This window comes from Sphingomonas flavalba, assembly GCF_004796535.1.
GTDB lineage: Bacteria > Pseudomonadota > Alphaproteobacteria > Sphingomonadales > Sphingomonadaceae > Sphingomonas_L > Sphingomonas_L flavalba.
This window is the reverse complement of sequence record NZ_SPHY01000004.1, coordinates 1-18,366: the sequence shown is the minus strand read 5'-3', so window position 1 is coordinate 18,366 and position 18,366 is coordinate 1. Positions and strand designations below refer to the sequence as shown.

13 protein-coding genes and 1 pseudogene are annotated in these 18,366 nt (G+C 66.5%); 9 read left to right on the top strand and 5 right to left on the bottom strand.

The genetic code is table 11. The features are described 5' to 3' along the window. Nucleotides 1-5 precede the first annotated feature (5 nt). Nucleotides 6-1,481 carry an N-acyl-D-amino-acid deacylase family protein gene (locus tag E4A53_RS05470; RefSeq protein WP_136162099.1) on the top strand — a complete coding sequence of 492 codons (1,476 nt, stop codon included), beginning with the start codon at nucleotides 6-8 and terminating at the stop codon, nucleotides 1,479-1,481. On the opposite strand, the gene E4A53_RS05465 is transcribed toward E4A53_RS05470, so the two are convergent. Beyond that, a complete protein-coding gene (locus E4A53_RS05465) occupies nucleotides 1,469-3,049 on the bottom strand; it encodes a tetratricopeptide repeat-containing sulfotransferase family protein (RefSeq protein ID WP_136162098.1) in 1,581 nt (526 codons plus the stop codon). The two genes, E4A53_RS05470 and E4A53_RS05465, sit on opposite strands and share 13 nt — an antisense overlap. A 32-nt stretch (nucleotides 3,050-3,081) precedes the next feature. Between E4A53_RS05465 and E4A53_RS05460 the strand changes: the two genes are divergently transcribed. Beyond that, a complete protein-coding gene (locus E4A53_RS05460; RefSeq protein WP_136162097.1) occupies nucleotides 3,082-3,774 on the top strand; it encodes a hypothetical protein in 693 nt (230 codons plus the stop codon). On the opposite strand, the gene E4A53_RS05455 is transcribed toward E4A53_RS05460, so the two are convergent. Next, nucleotides 3,771-4,412: a 2-dehydro-3-deoxy-6-phosphogalactonate aldolase gene (locus E4A53_RS05455; protein ID WP_136162096.1), complete on the bottom strand. Its 642-nt coding sequence runs from the start codon at nucleotides 4,410-4,412 to the stop codon at nucleotides 3,771-3,773. The genes E4A53_RS05460 and E4A53_RS05455 overlap by 4 nt on opposite strands. Then, a complete protein-coding gene (locus tag E4A53_RS05450; RefSeq protein ID WP_136162095.1) occupies nucleotides 4,409-5,296 on the bottom strand; it encodes a 2-dehydro-3-deoxygalactonokinase in 888 nt (295 codons plus the stop codon). Before E4A53_RS05450 ends, E4A53_RS05455 begins: the two co-directional genes overlap by 4 nt. A gap of 159 nt (nucleotides 5,297-5,455) precedes the next feature. On the opposite strand from E4A53_RS05450, the gene E4A53_RS05445 reads away from it, so the two are divergent. The 4 genes from E4A53_RS05445 to E4A53_RS05430 all read left to right on the top strand — a co-directional run bounded on the left by E4A53_RS05445 (nucleotide 5,456) and on the right by E4A53_RS05430 (nucleotide 11,537). Then, complete coding sequence (locus E4A53_RS05445) at nucleotides 5,456-6,310, top strand: glycoside hydrolase family 16 protein (protein WP_168694315.1); 855 nt, start codon at nucleotides 5,456-5,458, stop codon at nucleotides 6,308-6,310. A 12-nt stretch (nucleotides 6,311-6,322) separates the two neighbouring features. Beyond that, nucleotides 6,323-6,940 (top strand): aspartyl/asparaginyl beta-hydroxylase domain-containing protein, encoded by a 618-nt coding sequence (locus E4A53_RS05440; RefSeq protein ID WP_136162093.1) that lies wholly within the window; start codon nucleotides 6,323-6,325, stop codon nucleotides 6,938-6,940. A 203-nt stretch (nucleotides 6,941-7,143) separates the two neighbouring features. Beyond that, complete coding sequence (locus E4A53_RS05435) at nucleotides 7,144-9,930, top strand: TonB-dependent receptor (protein WP_168694314.1); 2,787 nt, start codon at nucleotides 7,144-7,146, stop codon at nucleotides 9,928-9,930. An 11-nt stretch (nucleotides 9,931-9,941) separates the two neighbouring features. After that, a complete protein-coding gene (locus E4A53_RS05430; protein ID WP_136162091.1) occupies nucleotides 9,942-11,537 on the top strand; it encodes a beta-N-acetylhexosaminidase in 1,596 nt (531 codons plus the stop codon). Nucleotides 11,538-11,565: 28 nt separating this feature from the next. On the opposite strand, the gene E4A53_RS05425 is transcribed toward E4A53_RS05430, so the two are convergent. Further along, nucleotides 11,566-11,865: an aminotransferase-like domain-containing protein gene (locus E4A53_RS05425; RefSeq protein WP_136162090.1), complete on the bottom strand. Its 300-nt coding sequence runs from the start codon at nucleotides 11,863-11,865 to the stop codon at nucleotides 11,566-11,568. Between the two features lie 491 nt (nucleotides 11,866-12,356). Here E4A53_RS05425 and E4A53_RS05420 point away from each other — a divergent pair, with 491 nt between their 5' ends. The 3 genes from E4A53_RS05420 to E4A53_RS05410 all read left to right on the top strand — a co-directional run bounded on the left by E4A53_RS05420 (nucleotide 12,357) and on the right by E4A53_RS05410 (nucleotide 18,243). Further along, nucleotides 12,357-14,984, top strand: coding sequence for a M14 family zinc carboxypeptidase (locus tag E4A53_RS05420; RefSeq protein ID WP_168694313.1), 2,628 nt, complete (start codon nucleotides 12,357-12,359; stop codon nucleotides 14,982-14,984). Between the two features lie 187 nt (nucleotides 14,985-15,171). Continuing rightward, nucleotides 15,172-17,802, top strand: a complete 2,631-nt coding sequence (locus tag E4A53_RS05415) for a M14 family zinc carboxypeptidase (protein WP_168694312.1) — start codon at nucleotides 15,172-15,174, stop codon at nucleotides 17,800-17,802. 84 nt (nucleotides 17,803-17,886) lie between these two features. Next, nucleotides 17,887-18,243 (top strand): hypothetical protein, encoded by a 357-nt coding sequence (locus E4A53_RS05410; protein WP_136162087.1) that lies wholly within the window; start codon nucleotides 17,887-17,889, stop codon nucleotides 18,241-18,243. A gap of 16 nt (nucleotides 18,244-18,259) precedes the next feature. On the opposite strand, the pseudogene E4A53_RS05405 reads toward E4A53_RS05410, so the two are convergent. Further along, a pseudogene (locus tag E4A53_RS05405) lies at nucleotides 18,260-18,366 on the bottom strand (IS5/IS1182 family transposase); the annotation flags it as partial.

The following is an 18,366-nucleotide window of genomic DNA, read 5'->3' as shown; positions in this document are numbered from 1 at the left end:
GTCGGGTGGCGTACGGGCAATCGGCTGATATCATCCTGCGCGGAGGCACCGTTGTCGACGGACTCGGCAGCGCGCCGGTCGTCGCCGACGTGGCGATCGCCGGCGACCGGATCGTCGCGGTCGGCGCGCTGGGCGGAATGACCGCGCCGAGCGAGATCGACGCGCGCGGCCTTGCCGTTGCCCCCGGCTTCATCGACGTCCACACCCATGACGACCTTGCCTGCCTGGCCGCGCCGGAGATGACGGCGAAGCTGAGCCAGGGTGTGACCAGCGTGATCGTCGGCAATTGCGGCATTTCCGCCACCCATCTGCGCTTCGACGCGGCGGTGCCGGAACCGTTCAACCTGCTTGGCGACGCCGACCGCTTCACCTTTCCCGGTTTTGCCGACTATGCCGCCGCGGTCGACCGCACCCGGCCGGCGGTCAATGTCGGCGCGCTGATCGGCCATTCGACGCTGAGGCTGGCCTGCATGGCGGCGCGCGACCGCCCGGCCGGCGCCGAGGAAATCGCCGCGATGCGCGCGCTCCTGGCCGATGCGCTGCGCGACGGCGCGCTGGGCCTCAGCTCCGGCGTGTTCTATTCGCCCGCCCGCGCCGCCGACATCGCCGAGCTGCGCGGGTTGATGGGGGCGCTGGCGGCGGCCGAAGCGGTCTACACCGCCCATATCCGCGACGAATATAACGAGGTCGCCGCCGCGCTCGACGAAGCGTTCGAGATCGCCGGGCCGGACCGGGTAAGGCTGGTCATATCCCACCACAAATGCGCCGGCGTCCAGAATTGGGGACGCTCGGTCGAGACGCTTGGCCTGATCGACGCCGCCCGCATCAGGCAGCCGGTGCTGCTTGACTGCTATCCCTATACCGCCGGGTCGACGATCATCCGCGACGACCTGGCCGACGGCAAGATCGAGATCCTGATCAACTGGTCGGAACCGCACCCGGAAATGGCCGGGCGCCAACTGGCCGACATCGCCGCCGAATGGGGATGCGACCAGCCGGCGGCGGCACGCCGGCTGGCACCCGGCGGCGCCAGCTATTTCCAGATCCACGAGGACGACATGCGGCGGATCATCGCTCATGACGGCTGCATGATCGGCTCCGACGGGCTGCCGGTTGATCCGCTGCCGCATCCCCGGCTGTGGGGAACCTTTCCACGGGTATTGGGGCGCTACACGCGCGAGCTAGGCCTGTTCACCCTCGAACAGGCGGTCCACCGGATGACCGGGCTTTCGGCGGCTACCTTCGCGCTGGCCGATCGGGGGGTGATCGCCCCCGGCATGGCGGCGGATATCACGGTGTTCGACCCGACGTCGGTTGCCGATACGGCCACTTACGACGTGCCGCAGGCGATCGCCCGGGGCATAGATCTGGTCTTCGTCAACGGCCGGCTGAGCTGGCGGCGCGGCGAGGGCACCGGCACGCGCGCCGGCCGCTTCCTGCGCCGCCAGCCGCGCGCCGCGCCGCCGGATCAGTCCGCATAGCCGGCGGCGTGGAGCAGGCGGCGTGCCGGCTCGACCTGCCGCGCATAGCGGCGCCAGGCGCCGACCGACGCCGCGTTGATCGGCTGGCGCACCTGCACGGCGCTGGCCGTCGTCACCGCGCCGGCGTTGCGTTCGATATGGACGCAGGCCTCGTCCCAGCCGAGACCGCAGAAGGCGAGCAGGCGGGCGGTTCCGGCGCGGGGATCGCGCACCAGATCCTCGTAGTGGATGCTGAGGAAGCGGTCCGGAAAGCGGTCCCGCCACAGCCGCTCGAGCGCGCGGAAGGCGATGACGAAGCGCGCCGTATCCTCGATATCCAGCGAATAGCGGTAGATCGGGCTGTCGAACTCGAACAGTTGCCGGAAATTGCTGGCGACGGTGTCGAGCGGGTCGCGGACCAGGCAGACCACCCTCGCCCCCGGCAGCATCGCCATGATATGGCCGACCAGCAGGACATTCAGATGCATCTTGTCGATCGTGCGGTGAACCACCGGGCCGTCCCGCCCGCGCGCAAGCGCGCGATAGGCGTCGCCCAGCGCAACCAGGCTTTTGCTACGCGCCAGCAGATCGAGCATCGGCTGGTCGAGCAGGGCGCGGCCGGTGCTTCCGCTCGCGCGGCGCAGGATCGCGGCGGCGTGCATCGGCTCGCCGAGCGAGCGGCAGCGGGGGTGGCCGGACAGGATGCGGTCGACGACGGTGGTGCCGGAACGCGGCATGCCGACAACGAAGATCGGACCGTCCGGATCATCCTCCGCCGGGGGCAGCGCGGTGGCGTCGACGGCGGCGGCGATCGCCTCCACCGGCGGCGGCAGGACCGGTTCCGGCGGCAGTACCGCGCGCAGATCCGCCTTGCCGCGCGCCAGCAGCGTGAACGCCTCATCATGGCGGCCGATCTGTTCCAGTTCGCGCGCGGCGGCGTGGACGACATGGATGCGTCGGCGCGGATCGGGCGTTGCCGCGATCAGCGGCAGCAGCCGGTCGAGATGGTTGTCGGTTGCGGTCATCCCGCCCAGCGAGGTCAGCGCCGCATGGGCCTTGTGATAGTCCGGCGCGATCCGGATCGCGGTTTCGTAGGCGGCGCGCGCCTCGTCGAACGCGCCGAGGAACTTCGCCTGGGTGCCGAGGTTGAAATGCACCGCCGGGTTCAGCGACCCGGCTGCCGCCGCGCGGGCCAGAGCGTCCCGCGCCGCGCGATGCTCCCCGCACTGAGCGAAGGCAGTGGCGACTGCGTCCAGCGCGATGGCGTCGGTCCCGGCCAGCGCCTCAGCCTGACGGGCGAGCGCCAGCGCCTGCTCGACCTGCCGCGCCCGGGCATGGAGGCGGGCGAGGAAAGCGGGCGGCAGCGGATCGGTCGGATCGAGCGCGGCGGCGCGGGCGAGAGCCTCCATCTCGCGGGCCGGGTCGCCAGTCACGGCGGCGAGGCGGCTGGCGAGGAAATGCGCCTGTGCGCAGTCCGGCCAACGGGCGATCAGTCGGTCGACGGCGGCGCGCGCCGCGACGATCCGCCCCTCGACGATCGCAGTGCGCGCCGCGTCGATCGCGGCCGGGGGCGGTGTCGCCCGGGTCATGCGGCGCGGCCGGGGCGGGGGAGCGGGGCGCGATGATCGCCTGCGACCATTTCCTGTTCCTTCACCTGCACAAATCCGGCGGCACCTTCGTCAACCAGTTGCTGCTGCGCTGCATCGCCGGTGCGCGGCAGATCGGCTATCACCTGCCCTATGCCATGTGCCCGGACGCGCTGCGAGGCCTGCCGGTGCTCGGCACCGTCCGCAACCCTTACGCCTATTACGTCAGCTGGTTCGCTTTCCAGTCCGGCCTCAACCGCCGCAATGCCTTGTTCGAGGTGTGCAGCGAGGGCGGTACGCTGGATTTCGCCGCGACCACCGCCAATCTGCTGCGCCTGCACCAGGACGATTACCGCATCGACCGGCTGGCCGCCGCCCTCCCGGAGCAGTTCGTCGGTCATGGCCTGAACCTGACCCGGTCGTGCATCGAAGGGCTGCGCGGATCGGGCCTTGGCTTCTATACCTTCCTCCACGACCGGCTCTATCGTGGCGCGGTTGAACCGGCGATCCTGCCGGCCGAGGATTTGCGTGCCGGGCTGTCCGCCTATCTCGGCCGCCGCCTGCCCGACATGCCGCCGCTCGCCCGGCTGTATATCGACCAGGCACCGGCGATGAACCGCAGCCGCCACGCCGATGTCGCGTCCTATTACGACGCGCCGTTGCGGGCGCTGGTGGCGGCACAGGACGCGCCGGTGATCGAGCGCTATCGCTATGCCTTCCCCCTTTAGCGGCTGAGGGCGCGGGCGGCGGCGACCAGAGTGGCGGCATCTGCCGCGATCCGGTCAAGCGGCTTGCCCGGCCGGTAGAGCGCCGAGCCGATGCCGAAGCCGTCCGCCCCGGCGGCGTGCCAGCCGGGCATTGTCGCCGCCGACGCGCCGCCGACAACAAACACCGGAAGCTGCGCCGGGAGCACCGCGCGCTGGGCGCGCAGCACCGCCGGGGTCGCGGCTTCGGCAGGGAACAGCTTCAGCGCGTGGGCGCCGGCGGCGAGCGCCGCGAACGCTTCCGACGGGGTCATGTAGCCTGGCACCGCGACCAGCCCGGCGGCGACGGCGGCGGCGATCACCGCCGGATCGCTGTTGGGGGCGACCATCAACTGGCCGCCGGCGTCGCGCACTCGGCGCGCGGCGTCGGCGCTCAGCACGGTGCCAGCGCCGATGACAGCGCGGTTGCCGGCGATCGTCGCCAGCCGCTCGATCGTGCGGAACGGATCGGGTGAGTTGAGCGGCACCTCGATCAGGCCGATGCCGGCCTCGATCAGCGCCGCCGCGACCCCGTCGATCTCGGCCGTTGTTACCCCGCGGAGGATGGCGATCAGCGGGCAGACGCGGCGCGCGGCGGTGAAGCGGGCGAGTGCGTCGCTCATAGCGATGCCTGCAAGGCGTGGATGCCGGCGACGAAGGCGGTATGCGAATCGACCCGGACGGCCGCGCCGCCGAGCAGTCCGATCGCTTCCGCATAGAGTGCGCCGAGCCGGTCGTCGGCGATGATGTAGACAGTGCCCGCCGCGTCGCCCAGCTCGCCGGCGATTTCGGCGCCGATCAGCACGCCGCTGGCATAGGCGGCGGCATTGCCCACCGGCAACCGGCCGAGCAGCACCGCCGCGCGCGTGCCGAACAGCGCCGCGCCCAGGCTGCGCGCCGCCGCCCCGGCGCTGACTCCGTCGCGAAACGCCACCCCGACTGCAACCGGGCCGTCGAGCAGCATCGCCAGCGACCCGTCGCCGCGCAGCAGGGCGAACAATTCCCCGGTCATCACGCTGCGGAAGGTCGCGATCCGCCCATCGGCCAGCGTGATCCACTTGCTGTGGGTGCCTGGCTGGCAGACCAGCGCATCGGGCGGGACAAGGCCAGCGGCGGCGGCGCCAAGCGCCTGTATCTCCTCGCCGCGCATCACGTCGCAGCCTTCCGCCGCGTCCAGCGACACGCCGGGGGTGAGGGTGCAGTCTTCCGCCGTCACCCGCGTTGCCGCGCCGGCCAGCGCCGCCAGTGTCACCGGGGCGGAGAGATAAGGGGTCGATTGCCAGCCGAGCTGCGAGCCGACCATGCCGGCGGCGATGACCGGCAGGGGGCCGAGCGCGTCGCGAAGCCCGGCGAGCACCGCTGGATAGCCGCCGGCGGCGACCGAGCGCGCGCCGCAATCATCCTCGATCCTCGCGAGGATCCGCCCCGCCGCATCGACCCGATAGGCCCGCCGCCGCGATGTGCCCCAATCGATCGCGATATAATCCGGGCTGGCCGTCGGATTCACGCAAGCTCCTTCCCGGATATCCGCCCCTCTCACTTTACTACATGAACCTTGACTCGCCAAGGCGATAAATGTCTATAAATTACATATTGCGGGGACGGTATCCGGTGTTCCCGTTGTAACGCAATGGGTTGTCTTATATTTCGGAAAAGGGGCGACGCGATGCCGGTCGACGCTACATCATGCGCCGGAACTGCCGCCGGGCGGTGCTGGCTGGGCTGCGGCGTGGTGCTGGTCGGGCTGACCGCCGCGCCGGCCGTGGCTGGGGCCGGGGCCTGTGCCGGCGCCTATCTGTCCTGTGATGATTTTGACGGGCCGGCGATCGATGCCGCGAAATGGCGTCGCGCCGACCTGAAGATCGCTGGCAAATACCCGGTCAGGCCCGGCAATCTGGCGCTGCGGACGATTGCCGACGATGACGGTGCGCCGGTTACCGTCGTCGAAGCGCAGATCTTCGGCGACAGGCATCGCGGGGCGCGGCGGCAGGGCGGCGTGCTGATCACCCGGCAGCGCTATGGCGGTGGCCGGTACGAGGTCCGCATGCGGAACCTGCCGGGGCCGCACGGCTGTTCCTGCATCTGGAATTACTACGGCAGCGACAATAACGCGCGGCCGCCGGCGGCGCGCCGCTATACCGAGATCGACATCGAGGTGCCCGCCCATGTCACCCCGGTACCGCCGGCATGGGCGGAATGGCGCCGGATGCTGGGCCTGAACAGTTGGAGCCGCAGCGACGCCGACGCGGATGCGACGATGATTAGCCACGCCGCGCCGATCGACCCGTTCGACGGGCGCTTCCATGTCTATCGCTTCGACTGGCGCGACGGCGTCGACGGAACGACGCGGATCGACTGGTATGTCGACGGCGTATGGCAGGCGGCGACGACGGCGCATGTCGGCACGGACCCGCCGCAACTTTGGGTCGGCGCCTGGCCGGCGCCCTGGCCGGGAATGGACTATGCCGTCGACGTCGCCCACCTGTATGTCGACTGGGTCAGGATCAGTGCGCTGCCCTGAGCGGGCGGCGGCATGGGGAGCGGATGCGGCATGTTCTTCGACGGCGAATACCGGCCGATCGGCAAGGTTGACCCGGCCCCGATACAGGCGGCCGTTGCCGCGCTGCCGGACGCGCGCTGGGCGGAACAGAGCGCGCGGCAGCAGGTCTACCGCGTCCATTCGCAGACCGAGACGATCCCGATCCTGTTCGACCCGGACATGCGGCACAGCCGACCGACCGAATGGCCGGCGCTCGCCGAGTTCGGCCCGCTGCTCCGGCCGGCGATGACCGCGATAGCCGATCATCACACCGCGCTGGTCGCGCGCTGGTCCGCCGGGCAGGCGGGTTATTTCGTGCGGATCATCCTGACCCGGCTGGCCGGGGAGGGCAGTATCGCCTCGCATCGCGACAACGGCTTTTCGCTGTCGCGGGCGCATCGCATCCACCTGCCGATCGTCACCCATCCCGACACGCTGTTCGCCGTTGCCGGCAATATCCGCCACCTGCCGGCCGGCGAGCTGTGGGAGATCAACAACCGCAAGGCGCACGCGGTCCGCAATCAGGCGCCGGCGCCGCGAATCCACGCGATATTCGACTATGTCGTGCCCGGCGAGCCGATCGACGACCCGGACGGGCGGCTGACCGCCTGACCGCCCCGGGGGCGGCCGCCCCGATGAAGGCGATGCGTTGTCTTGCCCCACCCATGCAGCAGGGCGTTGACAATCTCTGTAACTCGGTTACGTAATATGGCTACAAATATGTCGGTGCACCGACGTCCGCGCCTGTCCGGCGTCGGGCGGTGCAACCGGGCAGCGGCCGGCGGTGCCGCGCGATTGGGAAGGGGGCTATGTCTGTGAACCGGATACTCAACGGGTCGTTCCAAAAGCTGCACCGCGCGCGCTACGGCGTCTCGCCTGTTGCTCTGGCCGCGGCCGCCTTCGGCCTAGCGCCCGCCGCCCACGCGCAGGATGCGGCCCAGCCGGGCGACCAGCAGGACATCGTCGTCACCGGCATTCGCGCCAGCATCGACCAAGCGTTGCAGAGCAAGCGCAGCGCCGATTCGATCATCGACAGCATTTCGTCGGAAAGTATCGGCAAGTTCCCCGACAGCAATGTCGCCGAATCGCTGCAACGGATTCCCGGCGTGTCGATCGACCGCCAGGGCGGAGAAGGGCGCTTCGTCAGCATCAACGGGCTGGGGCCGGAATTCTCGTCCGTGCTCGTCAATGGCCGGCCGATCGCCAGCGACAACCCGGACCGCTCGTTCAGCTTCGACACCATCGCGTCGGAGCTGGTGTCCACCGTCAACGTCTACAAATCGGCCAATGCCCGCATTCCCGAAGGCGGCGTCGGCGGTACCATCGATGTCATCACCGCGCGGCCGTTCGACTATTCCGGCTTCACCTTCGCCGGCAGCGCCTCGGCCCAGTATGAAGGCAACAGCAAGAAGACCAGCCCGCAACTGTCGTTCATCGCCAGCGACCGCTTCGCCGACGGCAAGCTGGGCATCCTGCTGTCGTTCACCCACCAGGAACGGCGCAACCGCACCTATCTGGTCCAGAACAGCGCAACGATCCACAACCTGTTCTACGACACCAGCGCCTATGCCTATGTGTCCGACGACCTGGACGAGGCGTGGCGGATGCAGGACCTGCAGCGCTCGATCGTCGACGAGAAACGCACCCGCACCGGCGGCAGCGCGGTGATCCAGTTCGAGCCGAGCGACAAGTTGCTGTTCACCCTCGACTATCTCTATTCCCGCTTCAAGGTCGACACCACCGTCAACGCCGCCTCCAACTGGTTCTGGGCGGTGCAGGATACCAGCCGCAACGTCGTCGACCCGCACGGCGTCTACACCACCTTCGACCACGGCGTCGGCATGGGGTTGTCCGGCTATGCGTTCATCCTCCAGAAGCAGCAGCGGCCGACGACGACCCAGCAACTCGGCTTCAACACCAAATGGACGCCGGACAGCCGGCTGACCGGCGTTTTCGACCTGTCCTGGTCGCAGGCGATCAACAACAACCGCGGGCGTGACCGCGACTACACGCTGGAGGCGCTGGACCAGCCAGGCTTCCTGGTGGTGACGCCGCCGGGCGGGGTGCCGTATCTCGACGGCCAGGGCTTTGTCGTCAACGAAGCGAACGAGAGCCTGCTGCGCGCCCGGATCAACAGCAATTCGGGCACTTATGTGAAGGCGACCAACTGGCAGGCGCGCGCCGATTTCGACTATGAATTCTCGTCGTCGTTCCGCGCCCAGTTCGGCGGGTCCTACCTGAACGCCCGCAAGCAGAACGAATTCTGGCAGACGCCGGAGGCGATCCGCCGCATGTACCATAAGAACGCGCAGAAGCAGGTGATCGATTACCAGTCGATCATCACCGGCATCGCCCGGCCGGGCAATGTGTTCGGCAACCCGCTGCTCAACGGCGACATGTACCTGATCGACGGCGAGGCGCTGCGCGCGTGGATGGCGGACCCGGTCAACCTTGCAAACCGCACGCTCAACCCCGGCGGCGGCGGGCTGGCGGAATTCATCGCCAACGGCAACAGCTGGGCCGCGGTCAAGAGCGGCGATTCCTACGTGATCGACGAAAAGGACCTGTCGGCCTATGTCGACCTGCACCTCGACACCGATCTGCTCGGGTCGCCGCTCAGCCTGGTTGGCGGCCTGCGCTATTCCCACACCAGCCAGAGTTCGGAAGGGACGACGCGAATCCTCGTCGACCTCTACACCGCGCCGGGGGAGACGACCGGCATATTGACGCCGCTTTATTCATCGAACGGGCTCGAACGGATTGTTGCGAAGAACCGATACGGTTATTTTATGCCGTCGTTCAACGCCAGGTGGGACCTGCCGAGCGGCTTCGTCCTGCGCCTCGCCGCGTCGCGGACGATGACGCGGCCGATCCTGGAGGATCTGGCGCCGCAGATCACCTATGGCAGCATGTTCAAGGTCGCCCGCTATGCCAAGGGATCCAACCCCTATCTGCGGCCGTTCACCTCGATCAACATCGACGGCTCGGTCGAATGGTATTACAAAAAGGACAGCGCGCTGTCCGTGGCGTTCTTCCACAAGGACATCGACAACTACATCGTTTCGGGCGTTGCCGACGAGGTGATCGATACCGTCGCGACACCGGCGTACCAGACCTTCACCATTACCCGGCCGCGCAACGCCGACACCGCGTGGATCAACGGCCTGACCGTCGCGTGGACCCATATTTTTGACTTCGGCTTCGGTTTCCAGGCCAACTACACCAAGGTCAGCGGCAAGGTGAAGTCGAGCGACCCGGCGGTTGGCAGCTTCGCGCTGCCGGGGCTGAGCGACACCGCGAACCTGATCGCGTTCTTCGAACGTGGGCCGTTCGGCGCGCGGGTGGCGTATAACTGGCGCGGGAAATTTCTTGCCCAGCCGAACTACGGCGGAACCGCGCCGCCGCAGCCGCGGAATTATCAGACCTATCACCAGATCGACGCGCGGGTCAGCCTGGCGCTGCTGAAGGGGACGACGCTGGCGGTCGACGTCGTCAACCTGACCGGGGAGAAGGTGCTGTCGCACGCTACCTACGATTCGCAGTTTATCAGCTACGCCGATTACGGACGCCAGTATAAGCTTACCCTTTCCCAGCGTTTTTGACGGGGCGAACGATGCTGATCGAGATCCGGACGTCCGCCCGGCGGATGGCGATTGCCCTTGCGGCGGGACTGGTTGCCGCCGTCGCACCGGGCGGCGCGGCGGCGCAGTTGCCGCCGCAGTCGCAGACCCCGCCGGCGCCGGAAAGCGACGTCGCGAAATGGATCGTACCGGCGGTGCGGTACTGGCAGCCGGATGGTGGCACCGCGGCGATCGCCGGCACCGCCCGCATCGTCGTGGCGCGCGGCGCCGACGCGCGGGTGGCGGAGGTCGGTGCCCATCTGCGCGCCGCGCTGGTCGCGATCGGCGGGCCTGACCTGCCCGTCGTTTCGACTGGTGCGCGCGCCGGCGACATCGTGCTCGACGTCGCCGATCCGGCGGTGCCCGCCGGCGCCCCGGCCGACGAAGCCTATCGCCTGATCGTCGGCGAGCGGACGACGCTGCGCGCGGGGAACGCCACGGGGCTGTTCTATGCCGGGCAGAGCCTGCTCCAACTGCTGCGCCGGTCGCCGGGATCCGCCACCCTGCCGCGCGGCACCATCGTCGACTGGCCTGCCTATCCGATGCGCCAGATGATGCTCGACGTCGGCCGTAAATATTACGCGGTCAGCCAGATCGAGGCGCTGATGCGCCGGATGGCGTGGATGAAGATGAACACGCTGCATCTGCATTTCACCGACTGGCCGGCTTTCCGCCTCCGCTCCGACCGTTATCCCGGCCTGGCCGACGCGCGCGCCTATGACCGGGCCGACATCGCGCGGCTGGAGCGGCTCGCCCGCCAACTGCACATCACGATCATTCCGGAAATCGACCTGCCGGCCCATGCCGCAGCGCTGATCCGCCATCGCCCGTCGCTTGCCTTCCAATGCCCGTCGATGCGCCAGTCGGAATGGCTGAGCCGGGCGGCCGGCGATCGCGCCGCCGATCTGGCATGGACGGTCGACATCACCCGCGCCGAAAACCGCGCCTGGCTGGCCGGGCTGCTCGGCGAGTTCATCCCGTGGTTTAGCGGGCCGTATTTCCACATCGGCGGCGACGAATATCAATATGACGCCGACAAGACCCGCTGCCCCGAACTGGTCGCGGCGGCGAAGCAGCGCGGCCTCGCCACGCCGGGCGACGTGTTCGTCGACTGGATCAACGAGACCAACGCGCTGGTCCGCAAGCACGGCAAGACCACGGTCATCTGGAACTGGTGGCGGTTCAAGGACGACCGGACGACGATCGAGCCGAGCACCGACATCGTCATCGAGACGTGGAACGCGCCGCGCCTGCGTGACATCCTCGCCAGCGGCTACCGGGTGATCGTCTCGCCGGAGGAGATGCTCTACGTCGTCCCCGGCATCGCCGATTTCGACGGGCAGGGCTACGGCCTGGTCCGTTCGAAGCAGGTCTATGAAACGCAACCCTTCGTCACCGGGTCAAACGTGCTCGGCTACAGCGTCGCGCTGTGGGCCGATGCGGCGGAGGCGTGGTCGGACGAGCGGATGCTCGGCGAAGCGTTCGAGCCGATGGTTGTCGTCGCGGAACGCACCTGGCATGGCGCAGCGCCCTCGACCTTCGAAGCGCTGCTCGGCCGGATCAACGACCTCGGCGCCGCGCCGCGCTGAGCAGACGCCGTTGATGCGGGCGGCATTCTCACTCAAAAATCGCAACCAGCCTATCCACCGCCGACGAAACCTGATTGTCCTTGAGGAGGCCGAAACCGATCGCGCAGCCCGAAAGCGGCTGGCTGATCATCGCGTAGCGCGAGCATCGTTCGAATGCGACGTTGCGTTCGCTGGCCCGCTGCAACGCCTTTTCCCAGTCCACCGGCCCGGTGAGCCGGAACGAGAAATGCAGCCCTGCAGCGGACGGCAGGATTGCGATGTGGTTCCCAAATCGGTTTCGCAGGCCATCGAGCAAGGCGGTCCGTCGACGCTCGTAGAGCCGCTGCATGCGGCGCACGTGGCGATGAAGATGGGTCGGTGATCAGGTCATGGGCCTTCGGTAGCCGGTAAAGCGCATCACCAGTTCGCGAAGCAACGGATGCCGGGGCTCCGGCTTGCCTGCGCTCTGTCGCAAGCATGCCGGCGTAGCGATGCTCTAAGATGACCGTTGCGGGGGGGACTTGGTAATTATATTGCATTTTCATATTTATCTACATACTCTCACGCGCACTAAGTCTATCCTGCTGCGAAATGGGGCGGTGCAGAATGACGGATGCCTTCAAGAAGGGTTTGAAGAGGGTTCCGTCGACAGCGTTCCGTCGGGTTTGCCTCGCTCTTGTCTTCACCGTCACCATATCGGTTCCGACGGCGAACATAGGAGCGCAAGCGCCGGGGCAGGCACGAGGCGGCCTCCTTCCCTCGCCGGCCAGCTTTCTCGGGCATGAGGTCAGTGCCGACTATACGCTCGCAAGCTACGAGAAGCTCACCGAGTATTGGACCATGCTTGCCGCCCGGTCGGACCGGATCAAGCTGGTCGACATCGGCCCCACCACCGCCGGACGACGGCAGCTGATGCTGGTGATCTCGTCGCCGGAAAATCTCGCCAAGCTCAATCATTACCGTGCGATCGCACGCAAAATCGGCTTCCCCCACGGGGTCTCCCGCGAGGAAGGCCGGAAGCTGGCGCAGGAAGGGCGGGCGATCCTGTGGATCGACGGATGCCTGCACACCACGGAAAGCATTCCGTGCCAGTCGCTGTTCGAGCAGGCTTACCAGATGGCCTCGCTCAACGACGACGAGACGCTGGGCTTCCTGCGGGAGAACATCCTGCTGCTCGGCAATGCGAACCCCGACGCCATGGACGAGCTGGCCAAGGGCTACATGGCGGAGAAAGACCCGAAGAAGCGCGCCGTCGTGCTCGCGGATACCCAGCCGTTCCTTACCCCCGCGAATGCCGGGCATGACAGCAACCGCGACTATGCGCGCATCGCTCTGCCGGAAACCGCCAATATCAGCCGCGTGCTGTTCAAGGACTGGCTGCCCCAATTCTCCTACAACGCCCATCAGACCGGCCCGCAGGGCGGCAGCATCTGGATCACGCCCGCGCTGGGGCCGACCAGCTACTACATGCATCCGATCATCAAGAACCGGCTGAAGGAATCCGGCGCAGCGGTAACCGGCCGTCTGCTGGCCGAGGGCAAGGAGGGCATGTATTCCAGCGACAAGGCCACATACGACCATTGGGGCACGGCGAACCAGATCGGCGCCAGCCTCATGCACAACGTGCAGAGCATCGCGACCGAGCTGAGTGGACAGCCGCACCCGATCCAGATCCCGCTGGTCCCCGAAAAGCAGCTCGGCGATTTCACGCTGCCTCGGCCGATCCAGCCCCGCATCTTCCACGCCAGCGAAGGGCTGCAGTATCAGATCAGCGCCCATCGCGCGACGATGCGCTACATCGCCACGAACCGCGAACAGTTGCTGTGGGATACCTATCTGACCCGCGCGGAATCGATCGAGGCGGGCGAACGGGATAGCTGGACGGTCCGCCCACGGCACATCAAGGCGCTCGAACAGGCCGCGAAGGGCATGGTCGAACCGGACTATGGCGATTTCGGCCGTTCCGCCGGCCTGCCCGGCAACCTTCGCGGCTGGAGCCAGGTCGACGCCGCGCTCTACGACACATATCTGCGCAAACCGGCCGAGCGTGATCCGCGCGGCTACATCCTGCCCGCTGACCAGGCCGACTTTCCGAATGCGGTCGAATTCGCCAACGCGCTCATCCGGAGCGGCGTGACCGTGGAGCGCGCGCGCGCGTCATTTGAGGTCGCCGGCAAATCCTATCCCGCCGGCTCGCTCGTCGTGCGAACCGCTCAGCCTTATCGGCCGCATATCTTCGACGTATTCGAGCCGCAGGATTATCCGGACGACGACCTCCTCTATCCCGGGGGGGCGCCGCGCGTGACCTATGACGTCGCCGGCTACACCCTGGCCTTCCAGATGGGGGTACGGTTCGATCGGATTCTCGATGGTTTCGACGGACCTTTCGACGCGCACGACGAAGTCCTCGCTGTGCCGCCAGGCACGATCATCGGAACAGGCGACGCGGGGTTCCTGGTCGATCATCGCGCCAACAACAGCTTCATCCTCGCCAGCCGGCTGCTCAAGGCCGGGGCACGCATAGCGTGGGCAAGAGGCTCCAGCGCAACGGAAAGCCAGGCGCTTGCTCCGGGCGCGCTCTGGGTGCCGAATACTGGCCAGAACCGCGCGACGGTCGAGAAAGCTGTCGCCGAGCTCGGCCTCAATGCCTATCGCGTTGCCACAGCGCCCACCGACCTCCTGCCGCTCAAAATGCCGCGGATCGCGCTTTACGATACCTATGGTGGCCTGATGCCAGCCGGCTGGAATCGCTGGCTGCTCGACAAGTTCGAGATTCCGTACACGACCGTCTACGCGCCGGAGATTAATCGCGGCGACCTTTCGGCCAAATATGACGTGATCCTGTTCAGCAACGGCTCGCTGAAGAAAGTCGGCGGGCGGATTGTCGGCAGTCCGCAGATTTCCGACCGCAGCAAGGTTGCCCCGCAATACGCCTATATGGTCGGCGACCTTGAGGAAAAGGCGTCGCGCGAACTCGGCGGCTTCGCGGCCGCCGGCGGCACTATCGTGTCGGTCGGTTCGGGCGGCAACATGGTCGGTTTCCTGGGATTGCCGGTCGGCGACTATCTGACGGAGAACCGCGACGGCAAGGCCGAACCGCTGCCGAAGAACAAGTTCTTCGTCGCGCCGTCGGTGCTGTCGCTCAGCGTGGATCCGGCGACGCCGATCGCCTTCGGCGCCGAGCCGCGCGAGGACGTGATGTACGATTCAAGCCCGGTCTACCGCGTCGCGCAGGGGCCGGACCTGCGGGTTGTCGCCTCGTACAAAGGCTCCAACCTGCTGCGCAGCGGCTTTCTGCTCGGCGAGCACTACCTGGATGGCGGCGCCGCGATCGTCGACGTCAGGCTGGGCAAGGGCAACGTCACGCTGCTGGGGCCGGAGGTCACCTATCGGGGCCAGGCATCGGGCAGCTACCGCTTCCTGCTCAACGCGCTGTTGCTTTCGGGCAGCCCGAATAACGGCTGGTAATGGAATGACGGGCTTAGCGTATTCGGGAAGTCGCCATAGTCAATGAAGGAAAAGAGCCGGGCATGAAACATGGAGGCGCAATCGCTGCCTTGAAATGGGGTCACGATTGGGTCGGATTCGTCATCATTAAAGCGACACACTAGTTTAAATCTATAATAATTACCGCCATACGCGAAGGGAGATGTCGATGAGGCTTGCTAAACTCGCTGGGGGGACCGGTATTCTTCTGTGCCTCGCTTTGTCCGCCCATGTGTCCGCGAATCCCGTCGCGGCGGATCAGGGCGCCGCACCGCCGCAAGCCGCCGGCACGGCATCGGGCCAGTCGGAGCCGGATTGGGTTCCGGGCAGCACCTACGATCCTGCGATCCCCACCATCCATCAGGTGCTCGGCTTTTCGCCGGGCACGCAGATGACGAGCTTCTATGAGACGGAAACACTGCTCCACCGCTGGGCCGCGATTTCCAACCGGGCCAAGCTCATCCCCTACGGCAAGGATTATGAGGGCAAGACGCTGTACATGCTGGTCGTCAGCAGCCCGGAAAACATAGCCGCGCTGGACAAGCATGTCGGCAAGCTGGGTAAGCTCGCCGATCCGCGTACGCTTGGCGCCGGAGAGCTCGACGGCATCGTCAGGAACACGCCCGCGGCCGTCATGGTCTCCACCATCGACACGAGCGAAGCCTCCTCGGTCGAGGCGATGCAAGTGGTTGCCTATCAATTGCTCGCCGGCACCGATGCACGGACGAAACGCATACTCGACAATGTCCTGACCTACATCATCCCGGTGGAGAACCCTTCGGCGCGGGAGCGTTACGTTTCGTGGTATCGCACGGCGCAGAGCCGGATCATCAAGACCGATCCGAACGCCGCCGAGCATAATGAGCCCTGGGGCATCGGCAACGATGCCAATCATTATCAGCTCGATCCCAATCGCGACATGGTCCCGCTCAAGATGCTGGAAGGGCAGGCGAAGGTGAAGCTCATCCGTGACTGGCGGCCCGAACTGGCGCTAGACATTCACGAGATGGGCGTGGACTCCACCTTTTTCTTTCCTCCCTATCCCGAACCCTACAACACCAACCTGTCGATCGACTGGCTGAAAAAGTGGTGGAACATCTATGCACAGGACATGCGCCAGCAGTTCGATCGGCGCGGATGGCGCTATTATTCCGGCGACAGCTTCGGCTCGCCGTTTCTGGGCATGCACACGCTGTACACCCAATATCACGGCATGATCGGCATTCTGTTCGAACAGGCGGCCGGCAGCGGCGGCCTGGCGATCGAGCGCCGGAACGGATCGATCCTGACGCTGAACGACCGCATAGAACATCACGTCACCGGCATCATGTCGTATCTGGATACCACGGTCGCGAACCGCGAAGACCTGCACCGCGACTTCCAGACCTTCTTTGCGTCGTCGATGAATGGCGTACCCGGCGTGGCGCAGAAGGCCTATGTATTCCCTCCCGATGCTGACCCGAACAAGATGTCGCAGTTCATCGACAGCCTGCTTGCCCACGGCATCGAGGTGCAACGGACCACGCAGCCATTCTCGATGAGCCAGAGCGAAGGCTATTATCCCGGGCCGCGACGCAAGGACTTTCCCGCCGGTTCCTATGTGGTCTCGCTGAGGCAGCCGCTCAGCCGCCTGGCCAACGCGCTGCTCGAAAAGGAACCGTTCCACTCGATTCCGGTATTCTACGACGTCTCGGTATGGGCGCTTCCCTATCTTTACGGCATCGACGGCTACTGGACCAACACGGCGCCGAAAGTCGCCACCGAACCGGTGACGCAACCGCTTTCCCTGCCCAACGGCGTCATCGGCGGGCAGGCCGGTACCGCTTATGTTTGGCCCTATCGCGGCGCGCTCGATGCTGCGGCGGCCTATGCGCTCGCCGAGAAGGGCGTGAATCTCTACGTGCATCCCGGTCCGTTCGAAATCGGCGGCCAGTCCTATGGACCGGCTTTCGTCGTGCCGATCGACGAGAATGAGCTCTCGGTCCACGAAAAGGTCGAAGCCACCGCCACGCGTTTTCCGGTCCGTATCCAGGCGCTGTCGACCGTCCATTCGACGTCGGGTTCGGATCTCGGATCAGGCGTCATGCGGCCGGTGAGTAAGCCGTCCGTCGCGGTCGTCACCCGCGACGGCACCGACATCACCTCCTGGGGCAGCTTCTATTTCTTTTTCGATCAAATGTACGGCCTGCCTTTCACCCCCATTTCCATCAACGATCTGACCGAAGCCGACTTGCGCCGCTACAACACGATCATTCTTCCCGACGGCGGGCAGACGTCTGGTCGTGGCGGCCTGAGGGGCAAGCCGTATGAATGGTATTTTCGCGAGAGCGGCACCAGGCATCTCAAGACCTGGGTCGAGCAGGGCGGCACCCTTATCACCGTCAAGGGCGGCACGGCATTCGCGGCCGCCGACGGCGGTGCTCTGACGAGCACTGAGTCACAGGGCGTGACCAAGCAAACCCCCGGCGCGATCGTCGAGGTCAAGGCGAACGGTCGCTCGCCGCTGACCATCGGCTACCCCCAGTCGTTCCACGTGCTGGCGCGCAACACGCGTTTGTTCACGGCGGGTGAGAATGGAAAGGCGGTCCTGTCCTACTCGGCTCCGGACAAGCTGAAGATCGCCGGTTATCTGACCGAAGGGGACCATGCCAGCATCGCCGGCAGCGATTTCCTGATCACCGAGGCCGTCGGCAAGGGCAACGTCATCATGTTTGCGGAGGACCCCAACCTGCGCAATCAGTGGACCCACCTTCACCAACTGCTGTTCAACGCGATCCTTTTCGGGCCGCTTGTCCGCTAGGACAAGCGACCGGCGAACAGATCCGGCCTGTGACCGCCAATGCGATCAAGACGGTCACGTCGTCGACGGGGCCCCTACAAGGCCATGAGCGCGTCGTTCGACGACCGGGGGCAGCAGATCTGCTCGACGGTGCGGATGAACCCGGCGGTGTTTGGCGCGCTGTCGGCGGATGCGTGCGCGCAGGGGGCGCAGGGGGCGTCCGGGCAGGACCGGATCACGCGCGACAGCTATGATGCTGCGGGGCGGCTGCTGCAGGTGCAGAAGGCTTACGGCACGCCGCCGCAGCTACGACGACTACTGCATTCCGGCGTCGACCAACTGGGCGATACCAGTATACCGGCTAGGCATAGATGGTGCTCGTCTGCGCCACCGCCTCGCTCCCGCTACGAGAATTCTAGAATGGTTGGTGCGCGACGCAGCCCGGAGCTAACAGGTCTCTAGGGTCAGGACCCATTGATCAGAGCCAGAAGATGACGGTTGCTGCGAGTGCGATGGCGGAGAAGAAGGCCTGCGGGCACCGGTCGTAGCGCGTGGCGACGCGGCGCCAGTCCTTGAGACGGCCGA